17 protein-coding genes are annotated in these 15,093 nt (G+C 71.2%); 12 read left to right on the plus strand and 5 right to left on the minus strand.

Going from position 1 to position 15,093, the window contains the following annotated elements; translation table 11 throughout:
- Positions 1 to 14: 14 nt before the first annotated feature.
- Genes ACYSUO_RS16335 through ACYSUO_RS16355 form a run of 5 tightly spaced genes read left to right on the plus strand, consistent with a single transcriptional unit; the run spans position 15 to position 4,393 of the window.
- Positions 15 to 1,988 carry a heavy metal translocating P-type ATPase gene (locus ACYSUO_RS16335; RefSeq protein ID WP_461776849.1) on the plus strand — a complete coding sequence of 658 codons (1,974 nt, stop codon included), beginning with the start codon at positions 15 to 17 and terminating at the stop codon, positions 1,986 to 1,988.
- Positions 1,985 to 2,392 carry a (2Fe-2S) ferredoxin domain-containing protein gene (locus ACYSUO_RS16340; protein WP_461776850.1) on the plus strand — a complete coding sequence of 136 codons (408 nt, stop codon included), beginning with the start codon at positions 1,985 to 1,987 and terminating at the stop codon, positions 2,390 to 2,392. Before ACYSUO_RS16335 ends, ACYSUO_RS16340 begins: the two co-directional genes overlap by 4 nt.
- On the plus strand, positions 2,316 to 2,786 hold the full coding sequence (locus ACYSUO_RS16345; protein WP_461776851.1) for a BlaI/MecI/CopY family transcriptional regulator: 471 nt from the start codon (positions 2,316 to 2,318) through the stop codon (positions 2,784 to 2,786). The genes ACYSUO_RS16340 and ACYSUO_RS16345 overlap by 77 nt, the downstream gene beginning before the upstream one ends.
- Entirely contained in the window at positions 2,783 to 3,787 is a 1,005-nt protein-coding gene (locus tag ACYSUO_RS16350; protein ID WP_461776852.1) for a M56 family metallopeptidase, read from the plus strand. Before ACYSUO_RS16345 ends, ACYSUO_RS16350 begins: the two co-directional genes overlap by 4 nt.
- 60 nt (positions 3,788 to 3,847) lie before the next feature.
- Positions 3,848 to 4,393 carry a GNAT family N-acetyltransferase gene (locus tag ACYSUO_RS16355; protein ID WP_461777004.1) on the plus strand — a complete coding sequence of 182 codons (546 nt, stop codon included), beginning with the start codon at positions 3,848 to 3,850 and terminating at the stop codon, positions 4,391 to 4,393.
- Positions 4,394 to 4,475: 82 nt separating this feature from the next.
- Here ACYSUO_RS16355 and ACYSUO_RS16360 read toward each other — a convergent pair whose 3' ends face one another.
- Together ACYSUO_RS16360 and ACYSUO_RS16365 are read right to left on the minus strand one after the other, a co-directional pair.
- On the minus strand, positions 4,476 to 5,216 hold the full coding sequence (locus tag ACYSUO_RS16360) for a DUF1775 domain-containing protein (RefSeq protein WP_461776853.1): 741 nt from the start codon (positions 5,214 to 5,216) through the stop codon (positions 4,476 to 4,478).
- Between the two features lie 82 nt (positions 5,217 to 5,298).
- Positions 5,299 to 5,913: a hypothetical protein gene (locus tag ACYSUO_RS16365; protein WP_461776854.1), complete on the minus strand. Its 615-nt coding sequence runs from the start codon at positions 5,911 to 5,913 to the stop codon at positions 5,299 to 5,301.
- Between the two features lie 231 nt (positions 5,914 to 6,144).
- Between ACYSUO_RS16365 and ACYSUO_RS16370 the strand changes: the two genes are divergently transcribed.
- Positions 6,145 to 6,750 (plus strand): hypothetical protein, encoded by a 606-nt coding sequence (locus tag ACYSUO_RS16370; protein WP_461776855.1) that lies wholly within the window; start codon positions 6,145 to 6,147, stop codon positions 6,748 to 6,750.
- Between the two features lie 129 nt (positions 6,751 to 6,879).
- The gene (locus ACYSUO_RS16375) at positions 6,880 to 7,119 is read left to right on the plus strand and encodes a hypothetical protein (RefSeq protein ID WP_461776856.1); all 240 of its coding nucleotides are present in this window, start codon (positions 6,880 to 6,882) and stop codon (positions 7,117 to 7,119) included.
- 115 nt (positions 7,120 to 7,234) lie between these two features.
- Here the strand turns inward: ACYSUO_RS16375 and ACYSUO_RS16380 are convergent, their stop codons facing one another.
- A complete protein-coding gene (locus ACYSUO_RS16380) occupies positions 7,235 to 7,567 on the minus strand; it encodes a type II toxin-antitoxin system PemK/MazF family toxin (protein WP_461776857.1) in 333 nt (110 codons plus the stop codon).
- Between the two features lie 281 nt (positions 7,568 to 7,848).
- Between ACYSUO_RS16380 and ACYSUO_RS16385 the strand changes: the two genes are divergently transcribed.
- Complete coding sequence (locus tag ACYSUO_RS16385; RefSeq protein WP_461776858.1) at positions 7,849 to 8,967, plus strand: glycoside hydrolase family 43 protein; 1,119 nt, start codon at positions 7,849 to 7,851, stop codon at positions 8,965 to 8,967.
- Between the two features lie 15 nt (positions 8,968 to 8,982).
- On the opposite strand, the gene ACYSUO_RS16390 is transcribed toward ACYSUO_RS16385, so the two are convergent.
- A complete protein-coding gene (locus ACYSUO_RS16390; RefSeq protein WP_461776859.1) occupies positions 8,983 to 10,044 on the minus strand; it encodes a PucR family transcriptional regulator in 1,062 nt (353 codons plus the stop codon).
- A 177-nt stretch (positions 10,045 to 10,221) separates the two neighbouring features.
- Between ACYSUO_RS16390 and ACYSUO_RS16395 the strand changes: the two genes are divergently transcribed.
- The 3 genes from ACYSUO_RS16395 to ACYSUO_RS16405 all read left to right on the plus strand — a co-directional run bounded on the left by ACYSUO_RS16395 (position 10,222) and on the right by ACYSUO_RS16405 (position 13,148).
- Positions 10,222 to 10,737 carry a hypothetical protein gene (locus ACYSUO_RS16395; protein ID WP_461776860.1) on the plus strand — a complete coding sequence of 172 codons (516 nt, stop codon included), beginning with the start codon at positions 10,222 to 10,224 and terminating at the stop codon, positions 10,735 to 10,737.
- A gap of 94 nt (positions 10,738 to 10,831) precedes the next feature.
- Positions 10,832 to 12,280 carry a flotillin family protein gene (locus ACYSUO_RS16400; RefSeq protein ID WP_461776861.1) on the plus strand — a complete coding sequence of 483 codons (1,449 nt, stop codon included), beginning with the start codon at positions 10,832 to 10,834 and terminating at the stop codon, positions 12,278 to 12,280.
- Between the two features lie 256 nt (positions 12,281 to 12,536).
- The gene (locus tag ACYSUO_RS16405; RefSeq protein WP_461776862.1) at positions 12,537 to 13,148 is read left to right on the plus strand and encodes a TetR/AcrR family transcriptional regulator; all 612 of its coding nucleotides are present in this window, start codon (positions 12,537 to 12,539) and stop codon (positions 13,146 to 13,148) included.
- A gap of 3 nt (positions 13,149 to 13,151) precedes the next feature.
- Here the strand turns inward: ACYSUO_RS16405 and ACYSUO_RS16410 are convergent, their stop codons facing one another.
- Complete coding sequence (locus ACYSUO_RS16410; protein ID WP_461777005.1) at positions 13,152 to 13,646, minus strand: TetR/AcrR family transcriptional regulator; 495 nt, start codon at positions 13,644 to 13,646, stop codon at positions 13,152 to 13,154.
- A 210-nt stretch (positions 13,647 to 13,856) separates the two neighbouring features.
- Here ACYSUO_RS16410 and ACYSUO_RS16415 point away from each other — a divergent pair, with 210 nt between their 5' ends.
- Positions 13,857 to 15,029, plus strand: coding sequence for an FAD-dependent monooxygenase (locus ACYSUO_RS16415; RefSeq protein WP_461776863.1), 1,173 nt, complete (start codon positions 13,857 to 13,859; stop codon positions 15,027 to 15,029).
- Positions 15,030 to 15,093: the final 64 nt, after the last annotated feature.

Raw genomic sequence — 15,093 nt, forward strand, 5'->3', positions numbered from 1 at the left:
AAGGGGCTCCTGTCATGTCTTCTGTCCTGGACCGGCGGCCCGCGCCGCCCGCCGCCGGGCCGCGCCCGGCTCCGCCGCGGCGTCGGACGCGGGTCCTCGCGCTGGCGGAGGCCCGCTGGGCGCTCGTCTCTCTGGTGCTGTTCGTTCTCGCGCTGCCCGTGTATCTCCTGGACGGTCCGGTGTGGCTGTGGGGCGTGTTGTTCGCCGCCACCTACGTCACGGGCGGTTGGGAGCCGGGGTGGGAGGGCCTGAAGGCCCTGAAGGAAAAGACCTTGGACGTGGACCTGCTCATGGTCGTCGCGGCGCTCGGCGCCGCCGCCATCGGGCAGGTCCTCGACGGTGCGCTGCTCATCGTCATCTTCGCCACCTCCGGCGCCCTGGAGGCGGTCGCCACCGCCCGCACCGCCGACTCCGTACGCGGCCTGCTCGACCTCGCCCCGACGACGGCGACCCGGCTGCTGCCGGACGGCACCGAGGAGACCGTGGACACCACCGACCTCGAGGTCGGAGACACCGTCCTGGTCCGCCCGGGCGAGCGGGTCGGCGCCGACGGACAGGTGCTCGACGGCGCGAGCGACGTCGACCAGGCCACCATCACCGGCGAGCCCCTGCCGGTCGCCAAGCAGGCGGGCGACGAGGTGTTCGCGGGCACCGTCAACGGCACAGGCGCCCTGCGCGTACGCGTCGAGCGCGACCCCTCAGACTCCGTGATCGCACGCATCGTGAAGATGGTCGAGGAAGCGTCCGAGACCAAGGCCCCCACCCAGCTGTTCATCGAGAAGATCGAACAGCGCTACTCGATCGGCATGGTCGTCGCGACCCTCGCCGTGTTCGCGATCCCGCTCGCCTTCGGCGACCCGCTCTCCGCGGCGCTGCTGCGGGCCATGACGTTCATGATCGTCGCCTCGCCGTGCGCGGTGGTGCTCTCCACCATGCCGCCGCTGCTGTCCGCGATCGCCAACGCCGGTCGCCGCGGCGTGCTCGCCAAGTCCGCCGTGGTCATGGAGCGCCTCGGACAGATCGACGCCGTCGCCCTGGACAAGACCGGCACGCTCACCGAGGGCACGCCCCGCGTCACCGAACTGCGGTCACTGACCGGCGACTTGGACGACACCGGCCTCCTTGCGCTCGCGGCATCCGCCGAGCGTCCCAGCGAACACCCCCTCGCCCGCGCGGTGGTCGCCGCCGCACGCGAGAAAAACGTGCCCGTCTCCGAGGCGGACGACTTCACCTCGACTCCGGGGCGGGGCGTCACCGCCACGGTGGACGGCCGCCTCGTCGCGGTCGGCTCGCCCTCCCGCCTGCTCGGCGACGCCGCCCAGGCCGCGCACCGGAAGGTGGTGGCAGAGGTCGAGGAGGCCGGCCGGACCGCCGTGGTGGTCCTGCGGGACGGGGAACCGGTGGGTGTGCTGGGGATCTCGGACCGGCTGCGCCCGGACGCGGCGGCCACCGTCGCCGCGCTCACCACGCTGACCGGCCGGACCCCGGTGCTGCTGACCGGCGACAACGAGCGCGCCGCCCGGCACCTGGCCGACGAGGTCGGCATCACCGAGGTCCGTGCCGGGCTGCTGCCGCAGGACAAGGTGGCCGCGGTCAGGGAGTGGGAGGCCGAGGGCCGTCGCGTCCTGGTCGTCGGCGACGGCGTCAACGACGCTCCCGCGCTGGCCGCCGCACACTCCGGCATCGCCATGGGCAAGGCCGGCTCCGACCTCGCCCTGGAAACCGCCGACGCCGTCGTCGTACGCGACGAACTGGCCACCATCCCCTCGATCGTGCAACTCTCGCGCACCGCACGCCGCCTGGTCGTCCAGAACCTGGTCATCGCAGGCGCGTTCATCACCGTCCTGGTCGCCTGGGACCTGATCGGCACCCTGCCGCTGCCCCTCGGTGTCGCCGGGCACGAGGGCTCCACCGTCATCGTCGGCCTCAACGGTCTGCGTCTGCTGCGCGAGGCCGCCTGGCCCCGACCCACCAAGGACACCGTGTGAGCAAACGCAGCCGCCGTGCCGCCCCCGCCCCGGGTGCGGCACGGCCCACCGTGACCGTCTGCCGCGGCTGCTGCTGCGGTACCCCGAAGGTCCCCGGCCTGGACCACGCGGCCCAACTCCGCGCCCTGCGCCAGGGCCTCGCGGGCACGGCGACCGTACGCGTCACCGACTGCCTCGACGCCTGCGAGCGCGCGAACGTCATCGTCGTGCAGCCCTCCGGTGAGGGCCGCAGGAGTGGTGGCCGTCCCGTGTGGCTCGGCCTCGTCAACGACCCCGACGCCGTCGCCGACATCACCGCCTGGGTCGAGAACGGCGGACCGGGAGTCAGTGACCCGCCCGGCATCCTCGATCTCTACGCCTTCCGGCCCTCCCGCCGGATCCAGGCGGAACTCCACGACACGTAGAAGACGGGGAGACGTAGGAGGCGTAGGAGACGCGGCCGGGCCCGGACGGCAACTACTGTGGGCGAGCGACGAGCCGCTCACCATCCAGCGGATCAGCGACACCCTGAACGCGGAGCGCCCGCTGGCGTACACGACGGTCATGACCGTCACCGAGCGGCTGCGCACGAAGGGCTGGCTGGAGCGGGCCAAGGAGGGCAGGTCCTACCGGTACAGCGCGCTGCGCAGCGCCGAGGACTACTCGGCCGAGCTGATGGAGCAGGCCCTCGACTCCTCCGCGGACCGGGCCGGCGCCCTGCTGCGGTTCGCCGGCCGGCTGGATCCCGAGGAGGTCGCCGCCCTCCGCGCGGCCCTCGACGGCGCGACGGGAGAGGACGAGGGTGGCGGGCGCACATGAGCCCGTCCCTCATGGTGATCGCCGCACTGCTGGCCCAGGCCGTGCTGCTCGGTGGGCCGGCCGCTCGCCTCCTCGTGCGCGTCCGCTTCGTCGTCCGGCACCCACGGGCCGCACTGCGCCTGTGGCACGCCTGCGCACTCGGTGTCCTCGCGTCGCTGGTCACGGCACTGGTACTGACCGCCCATGACCTGTGGGAACACGCCATGGTGTGGCTCTTCCACGCGGACCTGCCGATGATCCACGTCGCGTACGGCGGGGCCTGGCAGGCCGAAGGCATCGCGGAGGCAGGCCTGTTGGCCCTGCTGCTCGGTGCGGTGGGACTGTCGGCGATCACCCTGCACCGCGCACTGCGTCTGCGCCGCGAGCGGGAGCGCCATCGCCTCACTGCCGACACGCTCGCCCTGCGTACGGACCACCAGCGCGACACGGACACCCGCCTCCGTGTGCTGTCGGATGCGACCCCCACCGCCTTCTGCATCCCCGGCCTGCGCGGCCGCGCCCGCATCGTCGTCACCACGGCAGCGCGCGACCTGCTGAGCACCGCCGAATTGGCCGCGACCGTCGAGCACGAGCGGGCGCACCTGAGCCTGCGCCATCACCGGGCGATCCTCGCGGCCGACGTCTGCACCACCGCCCTCGGCCGACTTGGTCTCCTTCGCCCGTACGCCGAAGAGGCGCGCCGCCTCGCCGAGTTGGCGGCCGACGACGAGGCAGCTCAGGGCCACGGCCGACGGACGGTGGCGTCCGCGCTCCTGGAAATGGCCGCCGCGCCCACCGCCACTGGGAAGCCGCCCGGCCTGCTCGCCATGAACGGCGCCGCCCACATCACGGAGCGCGTCCGGAGGCTGATCGCCCCTGCACCCGCGCGCGCCCACGGGCTGTTCTATCGCGCGGCGGCCCTCACCTTGGTGGCCGCCGCGATCGCGGCGCCGGTCGCTCTCGCTCTGACGCCCGCCGTACTCCTCGCCGACACCGCGCATCTCGGCGCGGCCGGAAGGTGAGGCGGTCGCCTCGGATCGCGGCTCGTTGTCATACCCCCCTGTGAGACTGGCGCGATGACCATGAGCGACGACACGGTGACCTTCCAGCAGTACGTCCGGCCCCAAGAAGTCTCAAGCGCCGTACGTGGCACGTTGGTTGACTGCTGGATCGAGGTGAGCGATGCGGGCGGGGCCGCGGGATTCCCGTTTCCGCCGGTGGATCGCGGTGAAGTGACCGCCGCTGCCGACCGGATCATCGAGGGGCTGTCCCCGGAGCGCAGCAGACTGCTCGTGGCGTGCGGGCGTGATGGCGACCTGGTGGGCTGGCTGAACGTACGGCGTGATCCGCATGCGCTGGTCAGCCATTGGGGGACCCTGCACCACGTACAGACCCGAACTCGCCTGCGGGGGCGCGGAATCGGAGCGGCACTCATGCGGCAGGTGCGCGCGATCGCACGTGATGAGATGGGTCTTGAGCAGCTGCACCTCGCCGCTCGCGGAGGTGTCGGCCTCGAGGACTTCTACGGGCGTCTCGGCTGGAAGGAGATCGGCCGCTGGCCGGGCGCGCTGCGACTGGCGGCGGGCGATGACCGTGACGAGATCCTGATGCATCTCGCGCCGCTGTAGCTTCGCGACACGGTGTCACCGCACAGGCCCCGTACGGACGAGCCGTACGGGGCCTGTCGAGCGCGCTGTTACGGCTTACGGCTTACGACTGGGCGCTGCTGCTGCGGCGGCGTACGAGATACGCGGCGCCCCCGGCGACGACGACCACGGCGGCGCCGATGCCGATCCAGGCGCCGGCGCCGAGCCCGCCCTCGTCGCTCTTGTCCTGGTCCGCGGAGGCGGCCGGGGAGGACGACGGTTCATCGGCAGCCTCGCTCACGGATGCCGACGGCGACGCCGAATCCGACGGCGACTCCGAAGGGCTGATGGGCTTGGCGTCCGGTGCCGCGGCCTTCAGCTTCAGGACCGGCGCCTCGTTTCCGTGGCCGCCGCCGCTGGCCTCGCCCAGCTCGATCCACCGGTCGACGCGCTTGTCGCTGTAGGTCTGCAACGTCTTGAACGCCAGCTCCTTCGCTTCGGGCAACTGCCGTACGACGACGGAGTACTCGGCGTTCTCGCCGACCTTCACGGCCGGCCCCTTGACGGTGTAGCCGTCGTCGTTCGCGGTGAACTTCCAGCCCTTGGGGCCTTCGTCGTACGTGACGTCGCCGGGCGCGATGCCCTCGGGCAGAACGACGCGCAGCTCGGTGATGCCGGCGGTGCCGGACTCCGACTCGGCGTCGAATTCGAGCGTGACGTTCTCGGCGAGGGCCTGCGCGTTCTCCGATTCGACCTCTACGTGGGCGGAGGCCGGACCGGCGGCGAACAGGACGGCGCCTGTTGCGACGGCGCCGGCGAGGGCAAGGGTGCGGGTGTGCCTGCGGGCACGGGTGATGCGGGACATGGTGTCTCCGGGTGTGAGGGAGCGCGGGACGGCGCCCCTTCAAGTTCAAGGGCGAACTGCCGTCCCGGCAGGGGGAAGTGACTCAGCTCGCGAGAAACACACCCGGCGACGGAGGTCCCCGCCGCACCACCACATCCGCGAGTACGGGCCTGCACGGCGGCGGCCGCGCGGCACACACCGGTACCGGGACGCTCGGCTTGAGCCGCCACCTCGCCGTCACCACACCGGCCAACAGCGCCCAGGGCGCGTCGATGCGCGCCCGTACCGCGTCCGTCGCCGTGTCGAAGCCGCGAGCCAGCGTCCAGCAGGCCGCGTCCGCACGCTGCATCAACACCGCCACGGCGACGGCGGCCAGCGTGTGCGCGACGGTCATGCCGATCGACGCCCCGAACGGGCCGTCGCCACCGGCGAGGTGTTCGTGCCAGGTGGCGTGGGCGCCATGAGTGTGATGCGAGCCCATCGGATGCGCGGCTGCCGCCGGTGTGTGCGGCGCGGACACGGTGAGCCACACGTGCAGCCCGACCTGCGCAATGGCGACGAAGGCCAGTACACGCGGCAAGGACCGAGCCCGTCGAGCCCCGACCAGACCCAGCAGAGCGACGGCGAACAGGACGACGGCCGCGACTCCGCCCTGCAGCCACGGCACCGGCCCTTCGGCCATCAGGTGGTGGGCGCTCACCCCGAGCACCGTGCTCACGACGGCGAACACCGCGGCCCGGGGGAGGGGCGGCGGTGCCAGACGAGTCGATGAGGCGTCGGTCCGGAGCATGACCCGCCCATCATCGTGCACAGGACCACGCGCAGACAGGCGGCCCCGGAAATCACGCGTTGACCGCCGCGCCATCAGTCGCCGCATCGACGCGCTCTCAGACCGAAACTGCCGTATTCGTACCGCAGTTCCCCTTCTATGCGTCATCATCGGTCGGACATGTCTGCCTTCATCGCACCCGGACGCAGCGCGCACGGCACCGCCGCCCGCGCCCTCGGCCATGGCGTGGCGGCAGTAGGACTCGCGGCGGGCCTGCACCACGCGACGACGGACGCCACCTTGTCCTGGCCCGCGCTTCTGGCGGCGGTCGCGGTGCTGGCCGCCTGCGCCTACCCGGTCCTGCGCGCCGAGGCGCCGCACCCGCGCCTGGGAGCCCTCGCCCTGGCAGCCGTACAAGCGCTGCTGCCGACCTACCTTGAGTGGACCGGCCGCGAGATCCCGACCGCGGCGCTCGACGACCACCTGCGCCTGCCGCCGTCCTGGCACCACAACACCGTCGCGATGGCCGCGCTCAACATCCTCGTGGGCCTCGCTCTGACGTGCTTCTTCCGCAGCGCCTCGGACCTGCCCACCCGCCTCGCGTACGCCATAGCCGCGCACACGCGCTGCTGGTGGACCAGCCTGCTCTACGCGTTCGGCCTGGTCCTGCGCCTCACCGGAACGCCGGCCCCGCAGCCTCCCAGGCCACCGCTGCCGACCGTGGCCCTCCCACGCCCGCGCGCGCTCACCGCCCTGCTGCACCGCGCACAGCCCTGCGCGCCGTAACGACCACGGCACTCCGCCACCACACGCATCTCGTCTCACGGCACCCGCGTCACGCGCCTCACGCGTGAACGACGGCTGCCTTCCTCTGTGGCGCCCGGCGTCACACAGACATCGACACGGAGTGTCCCCATGCCCGCTGCGCTTGCCCGCGCGCTGTCCGTGCGCGCCGACGTGACGCACCGATCAGACGACAAGTACGTCCCTCAACAGCCCTCCGAAGACGGCGGGTTCCTGGATTTCATGACCTCGATCGAGGTGATCGCCGCCGTCGTCGTCGGACTGATCGCCTTGACCTTGCTGATCGTCCAGCTGGTGGCGAACCACCGGGGGAGGAGGGAGGAAGCGAGGCGACAGAAGACGGAGAGCTGACCCGCATTCCGGTCGTCCGGCATGGCATACCGTCGCAGGACCGGCCTATGGCGTGGTCGGCCGGCTCACCGGCCGGGGCCCCTTTCTGCGGGCCGCCGCTCCGGTGCCTCTCCGCCTACCCGAGTTCACCGAGACGGAGGGCGTCCTCGATCTCGGCGAGCTTCGCGGAGGACAGGACGCCCGCCCGCTCGATCAGGTCGTCCTGGGAAACGGTGGTCAGCCACGTGCAGGGGGTAAAGCCCGGGCGCGGGAACGCGACCCGCAGCACGCCTTCAAAGGGCAGTCCTTCCATGGCACCTACGTGCACTTCGACGCCCAGACCCTTGATGTCGACGCCCGCAGGAGGGACGACCTGCATCACCCGGATCCCGGACGCGTCGTCTGCCGCCAGCAGTACGACCAGCCGCCGCTCGTCGAACTCCACCCACCAGACTTCGCCACGTTGCACATGTCCTCCTGACTCAGGACGGCAGGCGGAACTGCGCGCCCCTGACGCGTTGTGGAGACGGTGGCCACAGGTCACACCATAGAACCTAGCCGTTGGCGGGACGCGTTCGAGAATTTGGTCGCCAAAGTGCACAGCTCCCGGAGCGGTAAACGTTGAAGCAACTTGCGCCATGCGCACGCCGTTTGGCGAGGGTGTTGACTTGTCATGTGGCCTTCGGGAGCCTGTGACGGCGTACTTCCAACGATGTAATGCATGCATTCACGACGCTGGAGGAAGAGTCCATGAAGCGCTTTAGACGCTCCGTCCGTTTCGGTGCTCTCGCGCTGGTGGGGGCACTTGCCCTGCCGCTGTCGTGGTCGGGCGCGGCGCAGGGAGCGCCTGCCGGTCCTGATCCCGCTTCCGTGCGAGCGGACGCGGACGGGGCGCGGGGTGCGACGGGCCTCAAGGGGGCGGATCCCAGTGTGCTGCGCGTCGGCGACACCTACATCGCCGTCAAGTCGGCCGATGGCGGCATCCTCGTACGGCAGGCGACGTCACTGGACGGGCTCGCGTCCGCGCCCGCGAAGAAGGTGTGGTCGGACACCGGCGATCTGGGAGAGGTGTGGGCGCCGGAAGTCGTCCGGGACGGCGGGCGTTACTACATCTACTTCTCCGCAGGTCGCAGCGCCGCTCACCGCATGTACGTCATCAGCTCCGCGAGCCCCGACAGCGGCTACACGGCGGAGAAGAAGCTGGCGTTGCCGGACGACAAGTGGGCCATCGACGGAACCCTGTTCACCTTCCAGGGGCAGCGCTGGTTCGTCTGGTCGGGCTGGGCCGGTGACACCAACGTCGAGCAGAACCTCTACATCGCCCGCATGAGCGACCCGACCACGCCGACCGGGAAGCGGTCCGTCATCTCGCAGCCGCGGGAGAGCTGGGAGCGGGTGGTCGGCAACCCGTACATCAACGAGGCCCCCGAGGCCATCAAGGACCCGAACGGGCAGCTGCACATCGTCTACTCCGCCAACGGCAGCTGGAGCAGCCAGTACTGCCTGGCCGATCTGCGGCTGCGGGCCGGCGGGGACCCCACGTACGTATGGGACTGGTACAAGTCGAACGGCTGCCTGTTCGGCTCGCACCGCGAGACGATGATGACCGGCTGGGATCCGACGCTGCACGTCGACGGCCCGGGCCATCACACCTTCGCCCTGCGGGACGGTGACATCAACACCAGTCCGCCGGCCGGGAACAAGGTCCCCTTCATGTTCCACGCCGTGGCGAAGGGGACGCCGTACGCCTGGGAGAACCGCTACTGGTACTCGGGTTCGTTCGTCTGGTGGGGCGACACCACCTACCGGCGGGCCAATGTCCCCGGCGCCGAGACCAACACCGGGTGGAGCCTCAAGTTCTTCGAGTGACGTCGAAGGGTCGTGTCAGGCGGCGTCCGCCGGCCAGTCCAGGAGGCGGGCGCCGATCACCGCGGTCTGCAACGTGTAGCGGTCGGCCGGGACCGCCGGGTCGATGCCGGTGAGCTGGTGGATACGGGCGAGGCGATACGTGAACGCCCGTACGCTGAGCGACAGTTGGCGGGCAGCCTCGGCCGACACGCAGCCGGCGTCGAAGTACGCCATGAGCGTGTCGACCAGCGGCTGGGCGCCGCCCCGTGCCTGGTGCAGCGGCCCCAGCGTGTGGTGGACCAGGTCCGTCATGGCCTGCCGGTCGCGGGTGAGGACGGGGTAGACGAGGAGGTCGGCCGAGCGGAGCACCGGGGTGTCGAGGCCGAGGCGGGTGGCCAGGTCCAGTGCGCTCAGCGCCTCCTCGTAGGACTGGACGACGCCGCCCGGGCCCGACTGCGGGCGGCCGATGGCGACTTGGCTTCCGTCGACGGCGGCGTAGGCCTGCTTGGCGAAGTAGGTGAGGACCTCGGTCTGGTCGCCGGGGGCGATGCAGACGAGCCGCCCTTCCTTGGTGGTCAGCAGGATGTTCCGGTTGCCGAAGCGGGCGATCACCGCGCGTTCGATCTCGCGCGCGACCGTGTCGCCCTCCTCGTACGCGCCGTCGCCGCGGGCCACCGCTATCGCGTGCTCGCCGGACAGCCGCAGCCCGAAACGCTCGGCGCGCTCGGCGAGTTTGCCCAGGTCGCTGCGGCCGTAGAGCAGGTCGTCGATGAACTCGCGGCGGGCCGCCTCCTCCCGGCGCATGGTCTGCCGCTGCGCGCGCTCGTAGCCCTCGGCGAACGCGTCGATGGCCTGGGCGCTTGCTGTCACGACGGCGTCGACCGTCACCCTGGTGCCTATGTTGCCGGTGTGCGTCTGTCCGAGGTGGGCGGCGACCAGGGCCCGCAGCCCGAGACCGGCCTCCGCGGCGCGCTCGCCCAGTGCGCGGCGCGCGTCGAGTTCGTCCCGGGTCAGCCGGCGTCCGGTGGCGGAGGCGTCGGCCACCGCCCGGACATACCCGTCCAGATACTCGTCGGGAACGTCCTGCTGCGACGCCATGCCCACCCCCATGTGTGATGCCGAGTGCTCCCTGTTCCTCCGCATTCTTAACGGATGAGCAAGCAGGCATCAAAATCGCGTAAAGATTGCCGGAAACCGGCAGTTACGTGAAGTGGTTGCCCATGACAACATCCGTGGCAGGCAAGCGGAACAGGGGCTGACGAGGGGGCGAGTGACATGACGTGGTTTCTCGGCCTCGGCATCGCGGGAGTGGTGCTGCTCGTACTGTCCCTGGTGCTGGACGGGGTCCTGGAGGGGCTGTTCGACGGCGTCGGGGCCCTGGACGGGCTCTTCGACGGACTGCTGTCGCTGCCCGTGATCGCCGGCTTCGTGTCGATGCTCGGGTTCGGCGGCGCGATCGTCCTCGGCACCACCGACCTCGGTGCCGGTCCCGCCACCGCCGTCGGTGTCGTCGCGGGGGGCGGCGCCGGCTGGCTGACGTGGAAACTGACCCGCGCGCTGATGCGGGACCAGACCGCGGTGACACCCCGCGGCGACGACCTCGTCGGCAGCGCGGGCACCGTGGTCACCGCCATCCCGGTCGACGGGTACGGCGAGGTGCTGCTCCAACTCGCGGGCCAGCCGACGAAGTTCTCGGCGAAGAGCGCGATCGCGGTCGCCCGCGGTGCCGAGGTGTGGGTGGCGGACATCCTGTCGCCGACCTCGGTCGAGGTCCGCGCGGTCGACCGCTGACCACCGGCCGTTGACCACGGCCCGCTGATCGTACGAACCATCACCAACCGACTGCCGTCTCCCGGGAGGCGAGGGGGCAGAGGGGGAAACCATCATGAGCCCTGTGACCATCGCCGTGGCCGGAGTCGTCGTACTCCTGGTCCTGCTGGCGCTCGTCGTCATCACCCGCTACAAGGTCGCCGGTCCCAGCGAGGCGTTCATCGTCACCGGGCGGCGCGGCAAGAAGTCCACCGATCCGGAGACGGGTCACGTCATCACCGACAACAGCGGCCAGAAGGTCGTGGTCGGCGGCGGTGTCTTCGTCGTCCCGTTCGTGCAGCAGAAGTTCACGCTCGAACTGTCCTCGCGGCACATCCCCGTAGCGGTGCGCGGCGCGGTCACCCTGCGCGGGGTGAAGGCGAACCTCGAAGGCGTCGCGATCGTCAAGGTCGGCGGCACCGAGGACTCGATCCGCGCCGCCGCCCAGCGCTTCCTGATGCAGCAGGACGGCATCGTCGGCTTCACGCAGGAAGTGCTGTCCGGCGCGCTGCGTTCCATCGTCGGGCGGATGTCGGTCGAGGATGTCATCCGCGACCGCGCCGCGTTCGCGGGGCAGGTCGCCGAGGAGGCGGAGGCGTCGCTGTCCGGGCAGGGCCTGGTCCTGGACGCGTTCCAGATCCAGGACATCACCACCGAGGGCTCCTACTTGGAGGACCTGGGCCGGCCGGAGGCCGCCCGTGCCAAGCAGGAGGCCGACATCGCCGAGGCCGTCGCGCGCCGCGCATCCGAGCAGGCGCGGCTGAAGGCCGAGGAGGAGATCGCGATCGCGCAGCGCACGTTCGCGCTGAAGCAGGCCGAGATCAAGGCGGAGACCGACCGGGCCGCCGCGCAGGCGAACGCCGCGGGCCCGCTCGCCGACGCGGCCCGGCAGCAGGAGGTGCTGACCGAGCAGGAGAAGGTCGCCCAGCGTCAAGCCGCCCTGACCGACCGGGAGTTGGACACGAAGGTCCGCAAGCCGGCCGACGCCGCCCGCTACCAGGCCGAGCAGGAGGCCGAGGCCCGCCGGATCGGCTTGGTCAAGCAGGCCGAGGCGGACGCCCAGCGGGCCCGCCTGACCGGTGAGGGCGAGAAGGCGCACCGTGCCGCGCTCGCGGACGCGGTTCGTCTGGAGGGTGAGTCGGAGGCTGCGGCGATCGGTGCGAAGGGTGCCGCCGAGGCCGAGGCCATGCAGAAGAAGGCCGACGCGTTCGCGCAGTACGGCGACGCGGCCGTGCTGCAGATGCTGGTCGAGGTGCTGCCGCAGGTCGTCGCGAAGGCGTCCGAACCGCTGGCCGCCGTCGACAAGATGACGGTGATCTCCACGGACGGGGCGAGCCAGCTGTCCCGTACGGTCGCCGACAACGTCGCCCAGGGCCTCGAACTCCTCAACTCCACCACCGGCGTGGACCTCGCCGCGCTGCTGAAGAACATCACCGGCACGAAGGGCGCGGCGGTGCCCGCCCCGAAGCAGGCCGAACCGGCCGGTGCGGAATCGGTGAACGGCCACATCGAGATCACGGACTGACCGGTCCGAGCGGTCCGAGCGGTCCGAGCGGTACGGGCGGTGCACCCGCGACTTAACGTTCGTTAGACACGATGCGCGATGCACGCCGTTCACGGGCGACGGGAGCCGGAAGCAGGACAACAGCCGGCACCCGTCGCCCGACTTCCACTGCGGGCTCGGCGCCGAGGACGCGCGGCGCTACGATGACGGCTCCGTCGCCGGTTGTACGAATGTTCAGTTGCGGGACGGACCGGGCGGCCCAGCAGATCGGAGCATCGTGTCCACTCGACCCGCAGGTCACAAGGCCATCATCGAGGCCGCCCGCGAAGAGTTCTCCGAGCAGGGCTACGGGGCCACCTCGATCCGCGACATCGCCAAGCGCGCAGGGGTCAGCCTGTCCGCGCTGTACTACTACTACAAGGGCAAGCAGGACCTGCTCGTCGCGATCCTCGAAGAGGGCCTCGACGCCTACTTCGGCGCCTGCGGCACCGCCCTCGAAGAGGCCGGCGACGACCCCGCGGAGCAGCTGGAGGCCCTGGTCACCGCGACGGTGCAGTTCCGCATCGAGCACCCGGTCAAGAGCAGCATCGTGCTGACCGAGGGCCGCAGCCTGGAACCCGAACACCTCGCCCGCTACCGCAAGAACGAGGAACGCGGCACGCAACAGTTCCGCGAGGTCATCGAACGCGGCGTCGCCGACGGCGTGTTCCTGACCCCCCACCCGGACGACGCCCGCCGCGCGGTGATCGCCATGTGCAACGCCATCGCCCAGTGGTACCGCACCGACGGCGAGGTGACCCCCGACGAACTCGTCGAGCGGTACGTGTCGTTGGCGCTGACGGTGGTGGAGTACCGACCGCGATCGGTGCGGCGGGCGGCCCGCGGGTAGTACCTACCGCAGGGCCGCTGTTACGAGCCCTTCCAAGGCCTCGCGCGGTACCTCGCCGCCGCTCACGAGGCGGTCGAAGATCAGGCCGTCGATGCAGGACAGCAGCGTGTGCGTGCGGGTCTCGGCGTCTGGGACGCCGTGTTCGGCGAGGAATGTGCGGACCGCTTCGCGGCCGGCGTTCTCGCGGGGGACGAGGATCTCCCGCAGTTCCGGGTCGCGGACGCTCTCGACGGCGCAGGCGTAGCGGGCCAGCGAGCGGCGGCGGCCCTCGCCGGTGAGGCGTTGGCGGGCCAGGAGTGTCATGCCGTTCACGACGTCTTCGGCGGTATGCAGTGGGGCGAGCCGTTCGGCCGTCGACTGGAGTTCCTCCTGGTCGAGTTGGACGAGGCGGGTCACGAGGCCGGTCAGGAGGGCGGCGCGGGTGCGGAAGTACGCCGACGTGGTGCCCGTCGGCAGGGCCGCTCGGCGGTCCACCGCGCGGTGGGTGAGGCCGCGGATCCCTTCGTCGGCGAGTACGTTGAGTGCCGTGTCTGCGAGGAGGGTGCGGCGGGCCGTGCCTTCGGTGGTGTGTTCATTCGTGCGTCCGCCCCTGCGTCGGGCCGGTGTCTTGCCCGGTGGCGTTTCCATGTCTCCTTTCTACACCTGTAGAGGGGCGGGTAGGGTTCGGCTTCTACAGGTGTAGAAGATGGGTGGGCGGAGGGGCTCAGTATGGGGAAGCGTGCGGTCGTCGTCGGGGGCGGTATCGGCGGGCTTGCTGCCGCGATCGGGCTGCGTCGCGTCGGCTGGGAGGTGGCGGTCGTCGAGCGGGCGGCGGAGCTCGACGACGTGGGTGCCGGCATCTCGTTGGCCGCCAACGGGCTCCGGGCGCTGGACGAACTCGGCGTGGGGGAGGCGGTGCGGGCGGCCTCGCGGGGGCAGTACACCGGCGGCACCCGCACGCCGGACGGCCGCTGGCTCGCCCGGATGGACGGAGTCGCGCTGGAGAAGGCGGTCGGCACACCCATCATGGGGATCCCGCGTGCCACCTTGCACCGGTTGTTGCGCGCCGCCCTGCCCGCCGAGGTGCTGCTCGTCGGTCGGGAGGCCGGGGCGGTCCGGGAATGCGGTCCCGGGGCGGTGCGGGTCGAGTGCGGCGGCGCGGTTCTGGACGCTGATGTCGTCGTGGCGGCCGATGGGGTCGGCAGCAAGGTTCGGGGCCTCCTTTTTCCTGCTCATCCCGGTCCCGCCCACAGTGGTTCGGCCGTTCTGCGTGCCATCACCGAGCAGGCGGTCGATCTGCGTACCGACTTCGAGTTGACCTGGGGTCACGGCGCCGAGTTCGGGCACATCGCCTTCCCCGACGGTCGCGCCGAATGGCACGCGGTGCTCGGCCTCCCCGCCGGGGTGCGGTTCGACGATCCGCTGGGCGAGTTGCGTCGCCGGTTCGGTACCTGGCACGAGCCGATTCGGGCGTTGCTCGATGCGACGAACCCCGGCGCCGTGCTGCACCACGATGTCAACGAGCTGCGTACGCCGCTCCCTTCGTACGTCGTCGGCTCGGTCGCGCTGCTCGGTGACGCGGCGCATGCCATGACGCCGAACCTGGGGCAGGGCGCCTGCCAGGCGTTGGAGGACGCGGTCACCCTGGCCGCCGCCCTCGGCTCCGAGCCCACCGTGGAGGCCGCGCTCGCCCGGTACGACGCCGAACGCCGGCCCCGCAGCCAGGCTGTCGCCCGCGCCGCGCGCCAGGCCGGGCGGATGGGGCAGCAGCTCGCCCATCCGCTGCCCGTCGCCCTGCGCAACACGGCGATGCGTCTGACGCCCTCCCGCGCCGCTGTACGCATGATCCTCCGGCATCATGAATGGACCCCACCAAGCCTCCACGGCAAGGGAGTTGGCTAGCGTGCTTTCCCTCGTCCGCCCGTGGCGCGTTCACCCTGCCGATGCGGACGGGGGTGCTGCGTGT

Source organism: Streptomyces sp. UC4497 (genome assembly GCF_054871485.1).

Coding starts and splice junctions, on each gene's coding strand:
- ACYSUO_RS16355 (WP_461777004.1), top strand. CDS start 3,848: ATGAGCGACGACACGGTGACCTTCCAGCAGTACGTCCGGCCCCAAGAA.
- ACYSUO_RS16350 (WP_461776852.1), top strand. CDS start 2,783: ATGAGCCCGTCCCTCATGGTGATCGCCGCACTGCTGGCCCAGGCCGTG.
- ACYSUO_RS16335 (WP_461776849.1), top strand. CDS start 15: ATGTCTTCTGTCCTGGACCGGCGGCCCGCGCCGCCCGCCGCCGGGCCG.
- ACYSUO_RS16370 (WP_461776855.1), top strand. CDS start 6,145: ATGTCTGCCTTCATCGCACCCGGACGCAGCGCGCACGGCACCGCCGCC.
- ACYSUO_RS16375 (WP_461776856.1), top strand. CDS start 6,880: ATGCCCGCTGCGCTTGCCCGCGCGCTGTCCGTGCGCGCCGACGTGACG.
- ACYSUO_RS16385 (WP_461776858.1), top strand. CDS start 7,849: ATGAAGCGCTTTAGACGCTCCGTCCGTTTCGGTGCTCTCGCGCTGGTG.
- ACYSUO_RS16415 (WP_461776863.1), top strand. CDS start 13,857: ATGGGGAAGCGTGCGGTCGTCGTCGGGGGCGGTATCGGCGGGCTTGCT.
- ACYSUO_RS16400 (WP_461776861.1), top strand. CDS start 10,832: ATGAGCCCTGTGACCATCGCCGTGGCCGGAGTCGTCGTACTCCTGGTC.
- ACYSUO_RS16390 (WP_461776859.1), bottom strand. CDS start 10,044: ATGGCGTCGCAGCAGGACGTTCCCGACGAGTATCTGGACGGGTATGTC.
- ACYSUO_RS16360 (WP_461776853.1), bottom strand. CDS start 5,216: ATGTCCCGCATCACCCGTGCCCGCAGGCACACCCGCACCCTTGCCCTC.
- ACYSUO_RS16395 (WP_461776860.1), top strand. CDS start 10,222: ATGACGTGGTTTCTCGGCCTCGGCATCGCGGGAGTGGTGCTGCTCGTA.